This is a genomic window from Saccharopolyspora hattusasensis (assembly GCF_050972075.1).
GTDB lineage: Bacteria > Actinomycetota > Actinomycetes > Mycobacteriales > Pseudonocardiaceae > Saccharopolyspora > Saccharopolyspora hattusasensis.
In genome coordinates this window covers 4,940,502-4,956,548 of record NZ_JBPCDC010000001.1, presented here as the reverse complement: position 1 = coordinate 4,956,548, position 16,047 = coordinate 4,940,502, and the positions used below count along the sequence as shown (strand labels likewise).

The following is a 16,047-nucleotide window of genomic DNA, read 5'->3' as shown; positions in this document are numbered from 1 at the left end:
AGGCCAGCCCAGGCGACGGTACGCACCGCAGGACGTGCCTTATGTTCGCGCTGATACGTCATCCAGCGTCGAGGTCAACCACTTCAGATCGGACTCGGCGGTGTGCCGCGCGGTCTTGGCGCGCGTGAACAGCTCGTCGGTTTTCGTCAGCACGAGCGTGTATGGCCGGCCCTTTCGTCGGGTCTGGTGCCGCACCGGGAGCCCGGCCGAGTCGATCTGGGTGTGCACGTGCTGGCGTCCGTTCTTCACCAGCGGCCACTCGAAGATCCGCCGCGACCGGGACCCGAGAAACGTTCTCAACGTGTCACACAGGTCACACCTGCACCCGGTCCACGCGATTGACCAGTCGTCGTCTTCCCGCGGCGGGTGCGCGACGATCGTGCCGAGCCGCTGCGCGCAGTCCCGCGCGATTTTGTCGAACCCCGCCGCCCGCCGCGAGGCCGCCGAGCGCAATGCCGGCATCAGACATTCCAGCACCGTGTCCTCGTATCCGCGCAGCGCCGTGGTGATCTCCTCGCGCAACGTGTCGTCGGCCGCCTCGATCAGCTGTGTCAGCGGTGAACTGAGCATCTCCAGACACGGCCGGCGGTCATCGGTGCGCGCGGTCGTGGTCCAGGTCCGCAACTCGTCGTCCAGCCATTGCCACGTTCGGGCGGCCAGCAGCCGCGCCACCTCCGGTCTTCCGGCAACACGTAGCGCCTCGCACAGACCTGCGAGCCCCTCGACCCACTCGTGCCGGTCGGTTCCGTAGCGGTGCCACCGTTCGAACCACCCGTTGATGACGTCCCGCGTCCACTCCTGGCCGTACCGCCCGGCCGCTGTCGCCAGCCCGCCCGCGTGCTCCCGTGCGAGCGTCTCCACACGGAACGGCTCCAGCAGCATCGCCGACGTCCCGGCAACACCCAGGCCCGCTGCCACGTCCAGCGCGGCGCCGAGCAGTCCCGCGCGCGACGCGGTCCTATTCCAGAACGGCGCGAGCGACTCCGCCGCGGCCCGTGCCCACGCCAGGTCGCCGGCCTGGATGCGATCGCGAAGCTCGTGCAGCGCCCACTGCGATCCGGCCTCGGCACGCGCCGCGAAAGCCCGGTCCCGGGGCCACACGACGACCGCGGCCCGCCGGTACCACCGGTCCAGCGTGTTGCCGTAGTTACCCATGTAGCCCTCGTACTCGGACTGGTAGGGCTCCATAGCCGCATTTGGGGTGGTGGTGCACACCTCATAGTCGGAGACGTAAAGTGAGATCGGCTCGCCGCCGGTGCCGTCCGGGCGGGTCCACCAGCCGAGGGTGATCTCGTCGTTGATCAGGTCGGTGAGCTGATCGTCGCCGGGGTCCTCGTCATAGTCCTCGTCCCACCCGTAGCCGTCGGACGGCTGGACGTCCCAGGTCTCCTTCACCTCGGCGAGCGCCAGCACTGCTTCGCATCCAGCCCGCTCCGCGGCTGCGCGCATCAGCGCGGCACGTTCCGCGTCGTCGCCCTTGAGCCGGCGCCAGGTCAGGCCCCGCTGGGTGTATTCGTGGTCCAGCAGGAAGACCAGCCGGTTCGGTGGGTCAAGGTCGCGTCCGCCGTACTGCGGGGTGGCCGGCGTGGCGAAATGCTCGGTCAGGCAGTGCGCCAGCTCGGTGACCGGGCCTGCCTCCGGGGCCGCGGTCTCGGCACCGGCAAGCAGGTTGAACGTGAGCGTCACCCGGTATCCGGACCTGACCGGCGTGACCTCATGACGGCAGTTCGAGTAGAACGCGACGAGGGTCAGCTCCTCCTTCGACGCGCGGTAGGTCCTGCTCTCCCCGGCGTGGTCGATGACCAGTTCCCCGCCGGTGTGCGCCGACGGCAGTGACACCACAAGGGTGCCCACCATCTCGTCGTGCTTCTCCGAGTCCTGGTGAGGCAGGAAGAACTGTCCCTTGCCGTAGACCAGCATCGCGTGCGGCTCGGCCCGCAGCCGTGCCGTCCGCGGGAGCCCGAGCTCGTCACGGAAGTGCTCCAGCGCGCCGTCCAGCAGCGCCGTCCAGTCGGGACCGCCGAGCGTGATCTGATCCGGGGTCAGCTCCCACGTGTCGCGGACCCCGGTGTCGGTCAGCGTCTCCTCGCCCCGGCCGAACATCGCCGGCCGCGCCACCGTGATCAGTTTCTTCGCCAGGGGTGCGCGGACCGGCAGGCGTACCGGCCCGACGCCGGACACCTCAAGCTCGAGCATGTGCGCCGGTGCCAGCAGTTGAGCGCTGAACGACCCGGTCGGCTCGACGTCGTCGAACAGTTGTGCAAGTCGTTCCCGTGCCGTTTTCGTCATGTGTCCCCTCATATGCTCGCCGGACGTTGCCGATGTGCAGCCGGCTCAGTCTTCGCCGCTGTGCCCGTTAGCCCTGGGTGGTAACCAGTGAGTGCGGTAGGCGCGCTCGATGCCCGGGTCTCCCGATTTGGAGAACCGCAGTCGGCGGCGATCCCTGGTCCAACTGACGTATACCGTCTCGCTGGGGCGCATGCCTTCGCTCTCGGCCCAGCTTCGGAAGATCCGCATCGCAGTACTGATCTTGGGCAGGCTGGCGACCATTACCCGCTCCAGGTATGGCACGCGGCAACGCCGCCAGTCCTCAACTCTCTCGGGCCGAAGCCAGCCGGTGGCGAGCAACGCGTCGATCGCGGTGACGTAGCCGTTCCTGGCGACGGCGGCAGTGCCGGCCGCGGCGATCCCGCGCCGGAGTTTCGCCTGATTCTGGGAATTCATCGACCCCTGGACCTTCAGTCGAGGGAGCCCAGGCCGTGTGGTCGGCAGCATTGCTTGTACTTGCGCCCCGAGCCACACCAGCAGGTCGCGCCTCGTGCCGGTGGCCAGGGGATCATGGCGGGTCCGGTCCGCAGGTCCGGGTAGGCGAGCAGGTCTTCCGCCGACGGCTTGCGGACTCCGTTGTCTCGCAGGAAGGCCTCGAAATCGGCGACGTTGCCGGGCGTCTGGTTGACGCCGTGGTCGGCTCGCGTGATGAGTGCACAGTGCCGCTCGACCAACTGCCGGTGCTCGTCCCAGGTCGCGCCCACCTCGGCGACTAGGTGTGGCCACCGGGCGACCAGCTTCGCGTGCTCGGCCGATGGCCAGAAGACGGACAGAATCATGGTCGAGTAGTGGTACGTGTGGTCCCGGCCGGCCGGGCTCCAGTTCGGGGTCACGCGGACTGGGATTGTCACTCTGCGTCCTCTTTACCAGTTGGTGGTGTCGCTGAGGTGCAGGCATTCTTGCAGGAGGGGGGTGGCCTTGCGGATGGCGGCCTGCTCGGCGGGGAGCGCCTCGACGACCTCCGGGGGCCTGCGCGGCACGGGACCAGTAGCGGACGGCGCGGTCGACGAAGGCGGCTAGTACGCGAACGGCTGGAAGTCCAGCAGCGGCAACGACGACAACGTGTCGAAACCTGCGCGGCGCAGCACCGCGACAGCCAGGTCCACCAGTGCCGACGCCGCCGGATCGACCACCGGGGCACCGGCCAACCGGCTGAGCCGCCCCCACAGCGCCGCGGACGATTCCTGTTGGACGGAAAATGGCTCGTGCCCGACATCGAGCACACTGCAAGCGAAGCCGGCTACCCGAAGAGCCCGCGCCGGCACGACATGAGAACCTGGATTTCGTGAGCCCAGTAAGCAAGGGGCGCAGGCGCAAGCCCAAGAAGTCCGGTCTAAGTAGGCGTGCCTCCCGGTCTCCTGGGTCTGCCTCGCCGCCAGGACCGCCGGTAGAAGGCGATGTCGAGCCGGCGGCATATCTGGACGACGTTCCGCCGTCGGCGGACAAGGCCGAGGTCGAGAGCATCCTGGACCGGCGGATGTTCACCGTGGCTCACCAGAGCACCGTCATCGACGGCGAGCGGTTCGACCGGCTCAACCCCGCCGACCCGGATGAGCGAGCGATGCTCATCGAGGGTGAACATCCCGAATACCACGAGTCGTTGGCCGATCCGGTCTTCGAGGGCGAACTCGACGCGCACTCCCCCCGGCTTCACCTGACGATGCACGAGGTGATCGCCAACCAGTTGTGGGACGACGACCCACCCGAGGTGTGGCAGGCCGCCCGGCGGCTCCGCGACCAGGGCATGAACCGGCACGACATCCTGCACAGGCTCGCCGCGGTCCTCACCGAGCACATGTACCCCGTCCTGGCCAAACATGAGCAGTTTGATGCCGAGGCGTACCGGCGGGCCCTCAACGACCTGTAGCGCGAGTAACCTCCGCACGGTGAACGACGTCCTTGAACATCAGGTGCGGCCGACCGAGCAGGAGGCCCAACTGAACCTGCGGGCGGTACTGGAGTTGTGCACGGCCGGCGAGGTGCGGTGCAGCGAGAAGACCGGCCGGCCGTCGGCGGCGACCATCCGTACGGTGCGTTCGCGCCTGGCGAGCGGCGATTTCTATCCGGACGAGCCGATCGCGGCGTTCGCGTGGCCCTTGTTGCTGCAGGCGGGCGGGTTGGCCAGGATCGACGGTGGGCGGCTGCGGTTGACCACGAAAGGCCGTGCCGCGTTGGCCGCTCCCGCGGCTGAGGTCATTCGGGCGTTGTGGCAGCGGTGGTTGACGCACGCGGTGATCGACGAGTTCAGCCGGATCGACGAGATCAAGGGCCAGCGGATCAAGAACGTGATCAGTGCCGCCAAGCCTCGCCGGCAGGTCGTCGCCAGGGCGCTGGCCGGCTGCCCGGTGGACGAGTGGATCGGTGTGGACGGCCTGTTCGCCTCGATGCGGCGGGCACGCCTGAATCCCGCCGTCGCCCGCAGTGACATGGCGTTGTGGAAGCTGTACCTCGTCGATCCGCAGTACGGCAGCCTCGGCTACGACGGCTTCCACCGATGGGAGATCCTGGAAGGCCGCTACACGCTGGCCGTACTGTTCGAGTACGCGGGCACGCTGGGCCTGATCGATCTCGAGTACGTGCATCCCGACGGCGAGCGGGACGACTTCCGGGACAACTGGGGCGCGGACGAGTTGGACGCCCTGAGCCGTTACGACGGCCTACAGGCGATCCGGCTCAACGCCTTGGGCTGCTTCGCCCTGGGCCTCGCGGATAGCTACCAGCCGCCGGCCGCCACCGGTCAGGAACGCGGCCTGAAGGTCCTACCGAACCTTGACGTCGTGGTCACCGGCTCGCTGCCGCCGGGTGACGAGCTGTTGCTGTCGGCGTATGCCGAGCAGACCGCGGATCGGGTGTGGACGATCTCGTCCACGAGCCTGCTGACCGCCCTCGACACCGGACGTGAACTAGCCGAGTTCACCGGCTTCCTGGCCGGCCGTGCCGAGAATGAGGTACCCGGCACGCTGGATACCCTCGTCGACGACATCAGCCGTCGTGCCGGACAGTTGACCGACCTCGGGCACGTTCGCATGATCGAGTGCGCCGACTCGGCGTTGGCGACGCTCATCGCCCGCGACCGGGCAACGCGCTCCCTCTGCCGGCTCGTCGGTGATCGCCATCTCGCCGTTCCGCTCGACAGGGAGTCGAAGTTCCGCGTGGCCGTGCGGAAGCTTGGCTACGTCATGCCCACATCATCCTGACCTAGCGTGGAGGGCGATGTCGACTATGTCATCGTCATAGCCGAGTTACGCAAGCGCTGCGTCACGCACAACAAGGTGGGACAGAAAGCCCGCGCTGGCGGGATTCTCGGCCGAGCCAAGATCGGGTACCTCAACCACACCGACCGCCTACTCCACGGCCTTCAATCAGGCGCGTGTCTTAGTAGTACCTCTAAGTAAGGTGGAGCTGAGGGAACTTACTCGATTACCACCGAAGTGCTGGAGCCTGTCGCGTTTTCGGCGAAAACGGCTGAACCGAAGTACCAAATCAGTTTCGATCGCCGTTCCTCCGCCAGTGGCCGCCTCAGCCGTCATCGATAGATCACGGTACGTGATGGGCGCGATTTTGCGACCGGCTTGCTGATCCGTGAACAGACCGGGAACACTCCCCAACGCAAGGAGCCGACGAAACGAATCCACCGCACCGTGGGGGCACGGGGGGCTCGGCCCCCCAACGTCATAACGCGAAGAGCCCCGCCGACGCATTCCGTCGATCACGGTACGTGATGGGCGCGATTTTGCGACCGGCTCGCTGATCCGTGAACAGACCGGGAACACTCCCCAACGCAAGGAGCCGACGAAACGAATCCACCGCACCGTGGGGGCACGGGGGGCTCGGCCCCCCAACGTCATAACGCGAAGAGCCCCGCCGACGCATTCCGTCGATCACGGTACGTGATGGGCGCGATTTTGCGACCGGCTCGCTGATCCGTGAACAGACCGGGAACACTCCCCAACGCAAGAAGCCGACGAAACGAATCCACCGCACCGTGGGGGCACGGGGGGCTCGGCCCCCCAACGTCATAACGCGAAGAGCCCCGCCGACGCATTCCGTCGATCACGGTACGTGATGGGCGCGATTTTGCGACCGGCTCGCTGGTCCGTGAACAGACCGGGAACACTCCCCAACGCAAGAAGCCGACGAAACGAATCCACCGCACCGTGGGGGCACGGGGGGCTCGGCCCCCCAACGTCATAACGCGAAGAGCCCCGCCGACGCATTCCGTCGATCACGGTACGTGATGGGCGCGATTTTGCGACCGGCTCGCTGGTCCGTGAACAGACCGGGAACACTCCCCAACGCAAGAAGCCGACGAAACGAATCCACCGCACCGTGGGGGCACGGGGGGCTCGGCCCCCCAACGTCATAACGCGAAGAGCCCCGCCGACGCATTCCGTCGATCACGGTACGTGATGGGCGCGATTTTGCGACCGGCTCGCTGGTCCGTGAACAGACCGGGAACACTCCCCAACGCAAGAAGCCGACGAAACGAATCCACCGCACCGTGGGGGGCATGGGGGGCTCGGCCCCCCAATGTCATAACGCGAAGAGCCCCGTCGACGCATTCCGTCGATCACGGTACGTGATGGGCGCGATTTTGCGACCGGCTTGCTGGTCCGTGAACAGACCGGGAACACTCCCCAACGCAAGGAGCCGACGAAACGAATCCACCGCACCGTGGGGGGCATGGGGGGCTCGGCCCCCCAATGTCATAACGCGAAGAGCCCCGTCGACGCATTCCGTCGACGGGGCTCTCCCAATCTTCGCGTGGAGCTGAGGGGAATCGAACCCCTGACCTTCTCGATGCGAACGAGACGCGCTACCAACTGCGCTACAGCCCCTTGTTGAGTGCTGACGAAAGCTTAGCAAGGCCCGAAATCAGCTTTCGCAGCACCCCCTCTTAGGGGCCCTGGGCTATTCGCCGGAGGCTCGCCGGTAAGGCTCCCAGGTGCGTTCGTCCAGCTCATCGAACATGGGGTCCTCGTCGTCGATCTCCACGCGGACGGCGCGCGCGGCCGGCCGGCGGTCGTCGGGCCGCCCGGTTTCGCGGTCACGGTCCTCGTCATGCTCGTCGCCCGGCTCGTCGATGTCGACGTCGTCGTCGTAGCCGTCGATCTCGTCGCGCTCGCCGGACATCCGGGCCAGCCGACGGCTGCGGATGTCCTCTTCGATGCGGACCTGGCGGCGCAGGTATGCGAGGTAGCCCACGACGACCAGGTCGGTGGCGCCGTGCAGCCACCACATGACCGGCCATACCAGGGCACCCAGCAGCGCCGTGGTCACCGCCACGAGCAGCATGACGAGCACGATGCGCTGCCGTCGGGCGTACTTTGCGCGGGCGGCCAGCGCCGCGGCTTCCGGGTCGAATCCGCCGCGGCCGGGCCGGTAGCGGCGGCCGGCGCGTACGTCATCGCTGTGCACCCGTCGCCACGAGCCGTCGGCCTCGTACTCTTCGATGGCGTCGTCAAGGTCGGTGTCAGGCATCCCGAGCGCCTCCTCCACCTCGTCGGTTGTCGCGGCTCCGGGGGTCGCCGGGCGCCGTCCGCTGCCTCGCCGCACGACTCGTGCGGCCAACGCGGAGTCGGTGGTCTTGGAAACTTCCTGGCGGCGGCGGGCGAACATTGGAACCAGTACCACCAGCCACGCCGCTGCCAGCGCAGCGAAGATCAATGAACTGGGCATGCCTCGCCACCTCCCCCTGGCCACCAGCAGCACACAAGTCTGCGATCGCCACGCTAACCACGTCAGCCACTTATGTCTCGGAAACACGCCGAGTCACATTGGTCCCCGGAAACAAGAGAACCGCACGTTCAGAGCAGTCGGCGGCAACATCGACATCGCCGTGTCGGTCCCCGTACCGCCGAATGGCGAGAGATCTGCCGCCGTTCGGTGCATTTTTCTGCCGATCCCGCCCGGTCAGCGGTGACGGTGCGTGATCAATATCTCGGCGTCATGGCCGGCTCGCGCCGCCGGTGCTGATCAGCCTGCTCACCGCGCCGTCCGGGACCTCCTCGACGGTCAGGGCGTACACGTAGTGGTCCCGCCAGGCGCCGGCCACGTCCAGGTAGCGGTGGAACAGCCCTTCGCGGCGGAAGCCGGACTTCTCCAGCACCCGCACGCTCGGCTGGTTTTCGGGCCGCACGGTGGCCTCCAGCCGGTGCAGCCCGACGGGGCCGAAGCAGTGGTCCACCGCCATCGCGACGGCCGCCGTGGCGACCCCGCCGCCGGCCAGGCGCGCGGCCACCCAGTAGCCGATCCACCCGGAGCGCAGCGCGCCGCGCACGATGTTGCCGACGGTCAGCTGCCCGGCGAACTCGCCGCCGATGGTGATGGTGAACGGCAGCGCCTGGCCGCGTCGGGCCATGCCGCGCAGCGCGCTCCACTGCGCGGGCCAGGCCATCAGCGCGTTGCCCTCCTGCCAGCCTCCGACCGCGGTGGGTTCCCACTTCTGCAGGTAGGTGCGATCTTGCAGCCTCGTCCGGCTCCAGGCCGAGCCGTCGCGCAGCCGCGGCGGGCGCAGCGCGACGGAGCCGCGCGCCGTGATCAGCGGGCCGAGGCGCGCCGGCCAGCCGGGGTGGCGGCCGATCGGGAACCCATCGGCGTCGGCGGGCTGCATCGGTGGCTCACGCGCGCTGCGAGAGGAACCGGACCTGCACGTCCTCCCCGGCCGCGACGTCGGTGGTGTCCTCGTCGACCACCACCAGGCAGTTGGCCTCGGCCAACGACGCCAGCAGGTGCGATCCCGAGGTGCCCAGCGGTTGCACCAGGTAGGAGCCGTTCTTCGGGTCGCGCAGCAGCTGGCCACGGAGGAAGCCGCGACGCCCCTTGGCGGAGGCGACCGGGGTGAGCAGTTCGGCCGACACGGTGCGCCGGTGCGGGTTGAGCTTGCCGAGCGCGGCGCGGACCAACGGCCGCACCAGCACCTCGAAGACGACCAGCGCGCTCACCGGGTTGCTGGGCAGCACGAAAGTGGGGATCTCGTCCGGGCCGAGCCGTCCGAAGCCCTGCACCGAGCCGGGCTGCATGGCCACCCGGGTCAAGTCGAGCTCCCCAAGGTCGGCGAGGGCCGCCCGGACCTCGTTGCCCGCCGCGCCGCCGGCACCGCCGGCGATCACCACGACCTCGGACAGCAGCAGCCGTCCCTCGACGACCTCGCGCAGCCGGCGCGGGTCGCTGTTGACGATGCCGACGCGGGTGACCTCAGCCCCGGCGTCCCGCGCTGCGGCGGCCAGCGCGTAGGAGTTGACGTCGTAGACCTGACCCTGGCCGGGCGTGCGGTCGACGTCCACGAGTTCGTCGCCCACCGAGATCACCGACACCCGCGGCCGCGGATGCACCAGGACCTTGTTCCGGCCCACCGCCGCCAGCAGTCCGACCTGCGCCGCACCGATGGGTGCGCCGCGGCGCACCGCCACGTCGCCGGTCTGCACGTCCTCGCCGGTGCGGCGGACGAACGCCGCCGACGGCACCGGCTGCCGGACCGTGACCTTGGCGGGGTGCTCATCGGTGTAGGCCAGCGGCACAACCGCGTCGGCCAGCGTCGGCAGCGGCGCACCAGTGACCACCCGCACCGCCTGCCCCGGCTGCAACCGGCGCGGCTGCCGCGATCCGGCCGGGATCTCCCCGACGACCGGCAGCACCGTCGACTCGTCGACGGCCGTCTGCACGTCGACGCTGCGCACCGCGTAACCGTCCACCGCGGCCTGGTCGAATCCGGGCAGCGCCTGTTCGGCGACGACCTCTTCGGCGCACAGCAGGCCCTGAGCCTCGGAGATCGCCACCCGCACGGGCGCGGGCCGGACGGCGGCTGTGAGTACGCGCGCGAGCTGCTCCTCCACTGATCTCATGGCTGTCGACCTCTTCCCGCGTGCCCGAGCCGTGGCCGGCGCGGCGTTAGCTCCTGCTGATCCGTTCGACGAGCCAGTTTCGCAGTTCCGGCCCGTATTCGGGATCCTCCAGCGCGAAGTCCACCGCAGCTTTGAGGAAACCGCCAGGATTTCCGAGGTCGTGTCGCCCACCTCGATGGACCACTACGTGCACCGGGTGTCCTTCGGAGATCAACAACGCTACGGCATCGGTGAGCTGGAGTTCACCTCCGGCACCGGGCTCGATGCGCTTGAGCGCGCCGAAGACGGCGCGATCCAGCAGGTAGCGACCGACGGCGGCCAGGGTGGACGGGGCCTCGTCCGGCGCGGGCTTCTCGACCATGCCGCGGACCTGCTTGACATCGTCGTCATCGGTGTCGGTGACGTCGAAGACACCGTAGGCGGAGATCTGCTCGCGCGGCACGTCGAACGCGCACAGCACGCTGCCGCCGTAGCGGGCGCGCACCTCGGCCATCCGCGTGAGCACGCCGTGCGGCAGCACCAGGTCGTCGGGCAGCAGCACGGCGACCGCGTCGTCGGCGTCGGTCAGGTTCGGTTCGGCGCAGCCCACGGCGTGCCCCAGTCCGAGGGCACGCTCCTGCAGCGCGGTCTCCGCGGCGATCAGGGCGGGCCCACGGCGGACCTTTTCGAGCAGTGCGTCCTTGCCGCGGTCCTTGAGCGTCTGCTCCAGCCCGGGTTGCGGCCGGAAGTACTCGATGATCGCCCGCTTGTCCGGCGAGGTCACGATGATCAGGCGCTGCGCGCCCGCTTCGGCGGCCTCGGTGGCCACCAGTTCGATCCCGGGGGTGTCGACGACCGGGAGCAACTCCTTCGGCACCGCCTTCGTGGTCGGCAGGAATCGGGTTCCCAGGCCTGCGGCGGGCACGATGGCGGTCCGGAACGCTGTGGGCGTGCTCGTCGGGCTGCTCATGGCCAGGGAGCCTATCGGGCATCCCTAGAGTGGACCTGTGAGCTCACTGGACGAATCTTTTACGACCAAGTCCGAGTGGCGCCGCGTGCTGCTGAAACAGCGCGGGGGCGTCGCCGACGACACGCGGTCTGCCGAGGCCAGGGCCCTGCAGGAGGCGTTGCTGAGGTGGCTGGACGGCCGACCGGTGCGGACGGTGGCGGCGTACGTCCCGGTGGGCGGCGAGCCGGGGTCGCCGGGTTTGCTCGACGCGTTGCTCGACGCCGGGCTGCGGGTTCTGCTGCCGGTCGTGGTCCGCGGCGGCCCCCTGGAATGGGCGGAGTTCACCGGCCCGGACTCGCTGCGCCCCGCCGGGTTCGGCCTGCTCGAACCGGTCGGCGACCGGCTGGGGACCGCAGCGATCGGGCGGGCCGACGCGCTGCTGGTGCCCGCGCTGGCCGTGGACCACCGGGGGGTTCGGTTGGGGCGCGGTGCCGGTTACTACGACCGGTCGCTGCCGATGGCCGCGCCGAACGCGCCGCGGATCGGCGTCGTCCGGGACGGCGAATTTGTCGCCGAGCTACCCGGGGAGCCGCACGATGTGCGGATGACCGGGGTACTGACACCCGGTCGTGGGGTGGTTGGCCTACCGGTGTGACATAGGAGTGTTTGCACCGGACACCCTACGTGACGCATTATCGTATTTAGCACTCCTGCAGTTCGAGTGCCAAGACGAGATGTCGGAGGTTCACGGCCGTGCCCACATACCAGTACGCCTGCACCGAATGTGATCACCAGTTCGAGACGGTGCAGTCGTTCAGTGAGGACTCCCTCACCGAGTGCCCGAAGTGCACCGGCCGGCTCCGCAAGCTGTTCAACGCCGTGGGCATCGTGTTCAAGGGCTCGGGCTTCTACCGCACCGACAACCGGTCCGCGAACTCGTCGGCCAGCTCGACCAGCAGCGGCTCCTCCTCGTCGAACAGCAGTAGCTCGTCCTCGTCGAACAGCAGTAGCTCGTCGTCCGAGTCGAGCTCGTCCTCTTCGAGCAGCAGCTCCTCGACCACCACGGCCGCCGCTTCCTGATCTCCGCCCCGGTTCGCCGACCGCAGCTGACGCGGTCGGCGATTTTCGTGTGCACGCCCAGTGATCCTCCCCATCCGAGGGAAATTCGTCCGGGTGAGCCGAGTTATCCACAAGGGACCGGTCTGTCCACAGATTTCCGCTACCCCCTCCCGCCCCGGCGCACAACTCCCTAACTTCGGAGGTCATCAACGACCGCTACCGGGGAGTGGACCATGGCTTCGGAGGACCGCCTCAACTCGACAGCGCTGCACCGGATCAGCGCGCTTTTCCCCGCCCGACGGGGTTTTCGCCTGCACGCCCTGCGCAGGCTGACCGCCGTGGCGCTGCTACTGCTCGCCGCCGGGCTCGCAGTGCAGCCAGGCCACGGGCCGCCGGACTCACGCGTCGGGGTGCTCGTCGCTGCGCGCGATCTGCCGCCCGGGCGGGTCCTGTCGAAGGCCGACGTGGCGCGCCGCGAGCTGCCCGCGGACCTGGTGCCGGACGGCGCGTTGCGGGACGTTGCGGCCGCCGAGGGGCGGGTGCTCGGCACCGCCGCGCGCAGCGGGGAGCCGCTGACCGACGTCCGGTTCGACGGTCCGCTGGTGGCATCCGGGGACGCCGGGACCGCGTCCGCGCCGGTCCGCCTCGCCGACCCGGAAGTGGCCGACTTCCTGGTGCCCGGCAGGCGAGTGGACATCGTCACAACTACCACTCGATCGGGTCACGCTTCGGTGCTCGCCGAAAACGTCCGAGTGGTCGCCGTGCAAGCCCCGAAGGACCGCAACGACAAGGGCAGACTCATCTTCGTGGGACTACCCGAGGACACCGCTGCGGCGGTTGCCGCGGCGTCCCTGCTTCAGCCGGTCACCGTTACGCTCCGCTGAGTGCGCGCCGCGCGCCGCCCTCTGTCGATTCGGCGCGTCATCCATCTGGCATTCGCGCGTCGCACCCATCCGATCGATCCGGGCTCGTCCGGACCACCCATGATTTGGAGAGGAGCTCCCAGCGTGCTCAAGGGCTTCAAGGACTTCCTGATGCGCGGGAACGTCATCGACCTCGCAGTCGCCGTGGTCGTCGGCAGCGCGTTCACCGGGCTGGTCACGTCGTTCACCACCAGCATCATCAAGCCGATCATCGCCGCCACCGGGGGCGGCAACGTCACCGGCCTGAGCATCCAGCTGCGCGACGGCAACGGAGCCTCGATCATCGACTTAGCCGCGGTGATCAACGCGGTGATCACGTTCTTCATCACGGCGGCGGTCGTCTACTTCCTGTTCGTGCTACCGATGAAGAAGATCTCGGAACGCCGCAAGAAGGGCAAGGAAGAAGGTCAGGCCGAGCCGACCGACGTCGAGCTGCTACTGGAAATCCGCGACCTGCTGCGCCGGGAGCAGGGCCTCCCACAGGTCAAGGGCCTCGCCGTCGAAGCCGGGAACGTGAGCGCGCGCGACGGCCAGCAGAATTGAACATCGCCGCCTGCTGAGGCCGCCGAGCGTCAGCGGGCGTCGTGGTGCGGTGGGCGGTTCTCCCGGTACCAGCGTTCGCCGTCACCCGCGGTAGTCCGGTCCGGGCGGTCGTCGGAGGTGGTCTCGGGCAGGACGTCGCCGAAGATCTCGGCGAGCCTACGCCGCCGCTCCCGTTCTGCGGGGTCGGTGGTTCTGCCTGGGTCGTTCGCGGTCACACCTCCATCGTGCCCCATCGCGATGAGCGGTTAGGAGCGCCGCGCGGCCATCGCTGTGATGTCGGCTACAGTGAATGTTGTTGCAGGTCAATGCCGCGGGAGCGGCGCCGGGCGTGGCTCACCGGGTGTCGAAGCCACGGGAGGCAAGAGATGAGTTTCCTGGACAAGGCCAAGGAACTGGCGAACCAGGCCAAGGACAAGGCCGAAGAACTCGCCGAGAAGGCAGGCCCCAGCGCGGCGAAGGGACTCGACGCCGCCAAGTCGAGCCTGGACAAGGCCACCGGCGGCAAGTACCACGACAAGATCGAGAACGTCAGCCACAAGGTCGAGGGCATCCTCAAGCGGGACGGCCACGGCCCCGGCGACAAGGGACCGGGGGAAAAGGGCGGCCCGACCGAACCTGGCCCGAAAACCCCCTGACGCCAACCGGAACCCGAAGAGAACAGGCGGTGGCGGCTCCGCTCGGAGCCGCCACCGCTTCGTCTTCAGGTCAGGTTGTTTCCAGGCCCGAGAGCTGTTCGATCACGTGGGTCACCAGGGGAGTCAGGGTCGCCATGCCGTCCCGGACCGAGGCCCGGGAACCCGCCAGGTTCACCACCAGCGTGCTGCCGGAGACCCCGACCAGGCCTCGCGACACCCCGGCCTCGACCGCGCCCGCCGCCAGCCCGGAGGCCCGCAGGGCTTCCGCGATGCCCGGGACCGGGCGGTCCAGGACCCCCGCCGTCGCATCCGGCGTGACATCCCGGGGCGACACACCGGTGCCGCCGACGGTGATCACCACGTCGACCCCGCCGATCACTGCGGTGTTCAGCGCGTTGCGGATGTCGACGGTCTCCCCGGCCACCGCGACGGTACCGTCAACGATGAAACCGGCTTCCTCCAGCAACTCGGTCACCAACGGACCGATGTTGTCTTCCTGCTCGCCCTGGGCGACCCGATCGTCCACCACGACCACGAGGGCCCGCCCCAGCCGCTGCGCGCTGCGTTCCATGCCGGTAACCGTAGTGCCAAGGGTCTCCTCGGTCAGATCTAACGAGTTGGTGAGATCGACCATCCTCACCGGCCTGCGCGGAACCACGGTGCCTGTTTCGTCGGACATGTTCCTCCAAGTCCTGCGATGTCCCCGAGTTGATTTTTGACCGTTGTGCGATGCCGAGCCGTCGACCGCGCCGGGCGGCTCGGAGGGGGCAGGCCAGCCCGGCGCGGTCGACGCGGCACACGGCCGGCGAACCAGCCGTGCGTTCTGATCACCCCTTCTGGCCGGTCAGGGTGGCGTCCACGGTCCGATCGCCGCCCGTGCCGGTGATGGAGATCCGCACCCGGTCCCCGGGGCTGTGCGAGCGGACCGCGGCCACCAGGGAGTCGGAGTCCACGATCGCCCGGTCGTCGATCTTGGTGATGACGTCGCCGGACTGGACCCCGGCCTGCTGGGCGGGTCCGCCCGCGGTGACGTCGCGGACCTGCGCGCCGGGTTGCTGCGCGTTGCTGATCCGGACGCCCAGGGTCGTCTGGGTGGCCGAGCCGGTGTCCTTCAGCTCGGTGGCGATGCGCCTGGCCTGGTCGATCGGGATCGCGAAGCCGAGCCCGACCGAACCGGCCTGCTGCTGGCCCGAACCCGGGCTGTAGATCGCGGAGTTGATGCCCACCACGTTGCCGTCCATGTCGACCAGCGGGCCGCCGGAGTTGCCGGGGTTGATCGCGGCGTCGGTCTGCAGCGCGTTGAGCACGGTGTCCTCGCTGCCGGACTCCCCACCGGCGCGCACCGGGCGGTCCTTGGCGCTGATGATGCCGCTGGTCACGGTTCCGGAGAGGCCGAACGGCGAACCGATGGCCACCACCGGCGCACCGACCGGCAGGTCGTCGCTGCGGCCGAGCCCGACCGGGGTGAGGCCGGTGATGTCGGCCTTCACCACCGCGAGGTCGGACGACGGGTCGGTGCCGACGACCCGCACCGAAGCCGAGCGGTTGTCGTGGAACAGCGCGGTGAGCTGGCCGCGCTGCCCGCCGCCGTCGACGACGTGGTTGTTGGTGAGGATGTAGCCGTCGCTGCTGAGCACGATCCCGGAGCCCTCGCCGGCGCCGCGCGCGGTCACCAGCTGCAGCTGGACGACGCTGGGCAGCACCTTCTCGGCGACCTGCTGCACCGAGCCCTGCGGCGCGGTGCTCGCACTGCGCGCCGGCCGCGGTTGCTCCAGCGAGGTCACGGC

General features: G+C 68.9%; 18 protein-coding genes and 1 tRNA gene. 7 read left to right on the top strand and 12 right to left on the bottom strand.

Annotated features, from left to right (window positions below):
• Positions 1-39 precede the first annotated feature (39 nt).
• The 4 genes from ACRXBZ_RS23580 to ACRXBZ_RS23565 form a co-directional block, all read right to left on the bottom strand.
• A complete protein-coding gene (locus tag ACRXBZ_RS23580) occupies positions 40-2,289 on the bottom strand; it encodes a 2OG-Fe(II) oxygenase (protein WP_433880950.1) in 2,250 nt (749 codons plus the stop codon).
• 45 nt (positions 2,290-2,334) lie between these two features.
• Entirely contained in the window at positions 2,335-2,724 is a 390-nt protein-coding gene (locus tag ACRXBZ_RS23575) for a hypothetical protein (RefSeq protein ID WP_433880949.1), read from the bottom strand.
• Between the two features lie 14 nt (positions 2,725-2,738).
• Positions 2,739-3,179: an SEC-C domain-containing protein gene (locus ACRXBZ_RS23570; RefSeq protein WP_433880948.1), complete on the bottom strand. Its 441-nt coding sequence runs from the start codon at positions 3,177-3,179 to the stop codon at positions 2,739-2,741.
• A gap of 165 nt (positions 3,180-3,344) precedes the next feature.
• Entirely contained in the window at positions 3,345-3,593 is a 249-nt protein-coding gene (locus ACRXBZ_RS23565) for a hypothetical protein (protein ID WP_433880947.1), read from the bottom strand.
• 20 nt (positions 3,594-3,613) lie between these two features.
• Between ACRXBZ_RS23565 and ACRXBZ_RS23560 the strand changes: the two genes are divergently transcribed.
• Together ACRXBZ_RS23560 and ACRXBZ_RS23555 are read left to right on the top strand one after the other, a co-directional pair.
• Complete coding sequence (locus ACRXBZ_RS23560) at positions 3,614-4,195, top strand: DUF1841 family protein (protein WP_433880946.1); 582 nt, start codon at positions 3,614-3,616, stop codon at positions 4,193-4,195.
• Between the two features lie 19 nt (positions 4,196-4,214).
• Positions 4,215-5,525, top strand: coding sequence for a helicase-associated domain-containing protein (locus ACRXBZ_RS23555; protein ID WP_433880945.1), 1,311 nt, complete (start codon positions 4,215-4,217; stop codon positions 5,523-5,525).
• A 1,568-nt stretch (positions 5,526-7,093) separates the two neighbouring features.
• Here ACRXBZ_RS23555 and ACRXBZ_RS23550 read toward each other — a convergent pair.
• The 5 genes from ACRXBZ_RS23550 to ACRXBZ_RS23530 form a co-directional block, all read right to left on the bottom strand.
• Positions 7,094-7,166, bottom strand: a tRNA-Ala gene (locus ACRXBZ_RS23550).
• Positions 7,167-7,239: 73 nt separating this feature from the next.
• A complete protein-coding gene (gene sepX / locus ACRXBZ_RS23545; RefSeq protein WP_433880944.1) occupies positions 7,240-8,007 on the bottom strand; it encodes a divisome protein SepX/GlpR in 768 nt (255 codons plus the stop codon).
• Positions 8,008-8,275: 268 nt separating this feature from the next.
• Entirely contained in the window at positions 8,276-8,941 is a 666-nt protein-coding gene (locus ACRXBZ_RS23540; RefSeq protein WP_433880943.1) for a GNAT family N-acetyltransferase, read from the bottom strand.
• Between the two features lie 7 nt (positions 8,942-8,948).
• A complete protein-coding gene (glp, locus tag ACRXBZ_RS23535; protein ID WP_433880942.1) occupies positions 8,949-10,172 on the bottom strand; it encodes a molybdotransferase-like divisome protein Glp in 1,224 nt (407 codons plus the stop codon).
• 46 nt (positions 10,173-10,218) lie between these two features.
• Positions 10,219-11,121 (bottom strand): UTP--glucose-1-phosphate uridylyltransferase, encoded by a 903-nt coding sequence (locus ACRXBZ_RS23530; RefSeq protein WP_433880941.1) that lies wholly within the window; start codon positions 11,119-11,121, stop codon positions 10,219-10,221.
• Between the two features lie 37 nt (positions 11,122-11,158).
• Between ACRXBZ_RS23530 and ACRXBZ_RS23525 the strand changes: the two genes are divergently transcribed.
• From ACRXBZ_RS23525 to mscL, 4 genes are all read left to right on the top strand, one after another.
• Positions 11,159-11,755: a 5-formyltetrahydrofolate cyclo-ligase gene (locus ACRXBZ_RS23525; protein WP_433880940.1), complete on the top strand. Its 597-nt coding sequence runs from the start codon at positions 11,159-11,161 to the stop codon at positions 11,753-11,755.
• Positions 11,756-11,853: 98 nt separating this feature from the next.
• A complete protein-coding gene (locus tag ACRXBZ_RS23520; protein ID WP_433880939.1) occupies positions 11,854-12,180 on the top strand; it encodes an FmdB family zinc ribbon protein in 327 nt (108 codons plus the stop codon).
• A 212-nt stretch (positions 12,181-12,392) separates the two neighbouring features.
• The gene (locus ACRXBZ_RS23515; protein WP_433880938.1) at positions 12,393-13,043 is read left to right on the top strand and encodes an SAF domain-containing protein; all 651 of its coding nucleotides are present in this window, start codon (positions 12,393-12,395) and stop codon (positions 13,041-13,043) included.
• Positions 13,044-13,166: 123 nt separating this feature from the next.
• Entirely contained in the window at positions 13,167-13,625 is a 459-nt protein-coding gene (gene mscL / locus ACRXBZ_RS23510) for a large conductance mechanosensitive channel protein MscL (protein ID WP_433880937.1), read from the top strand.
• Between the two features lie 29 nt (positions 13,626-13,654).
• Here mscL and ACRXBZ_RS23505 read toward each other — a convergent pair whose 3' ends face one another.
• Positions 13,655-13,840, bottom strand: coding sequence for a hypothetical protein (locus ACRXBZ_RS23505; RefSeq protein WP_168586480.1), 186 nt, complete (start codon positions 13,838-13,840; stop codon positions 13,655-13,657).
• Positions 13,841-13,990: 150 nt separating this feature from the next.
• Here ACRXBZ_RS23505 and ACRXBZ_RS23500 point away from each other — a divergent pair, with 150 nt between their 5' ends.
• On the top strand, positions 13,991-14,260 hold the full coding sequence (locus ACRXBZ_RS23500; RefSeq protein WP_168586479.1) for an antitoxin: 270 nt from the start codon (positions 13,991-13,993) through the stop codon (positions 14,258-14,260).
• Positions 14,261-14,330: 70 nt separating this feature from the next.
• Here ACRXBZ_RS23500 and ACRXBZ_RS23495 read toward each other — a convergent pair whose 3' ends face one another.
• Together ACRXBZ_RS23495 and ACRXBZ_RS23490 are read right to left on the bottom strand one after the other, a co-directional pair.
• The gene (locus ACRXBZ_RS23495; RefSeq protein ID WP_168590083.1) at positions 14,331-14,831 is read right to left on the bottom strand and encodes a MogA/MoaB family molybdenum cofactor biosynthesis protein; all 501 of its coding nucleotides are present in this window, start codon (positions 14,829-14,831) and stop codon (positions 14,331-14,333) included.
• A 256-nt stretch (positions 14,832-15,087) separates the two neighbouring features.
• A complete protein-coding gene (locus ACRXBZ_RS23490; RefSeq protein ID WP_168586478.1) occupies positions 15,088-16,044 on the bottom strand; it encodes a S1C family serine protease in 957 nt (318 codons plus the stop codon).
• Positions 16,045-16,047 lie beyond the last annotated feature (3 nt).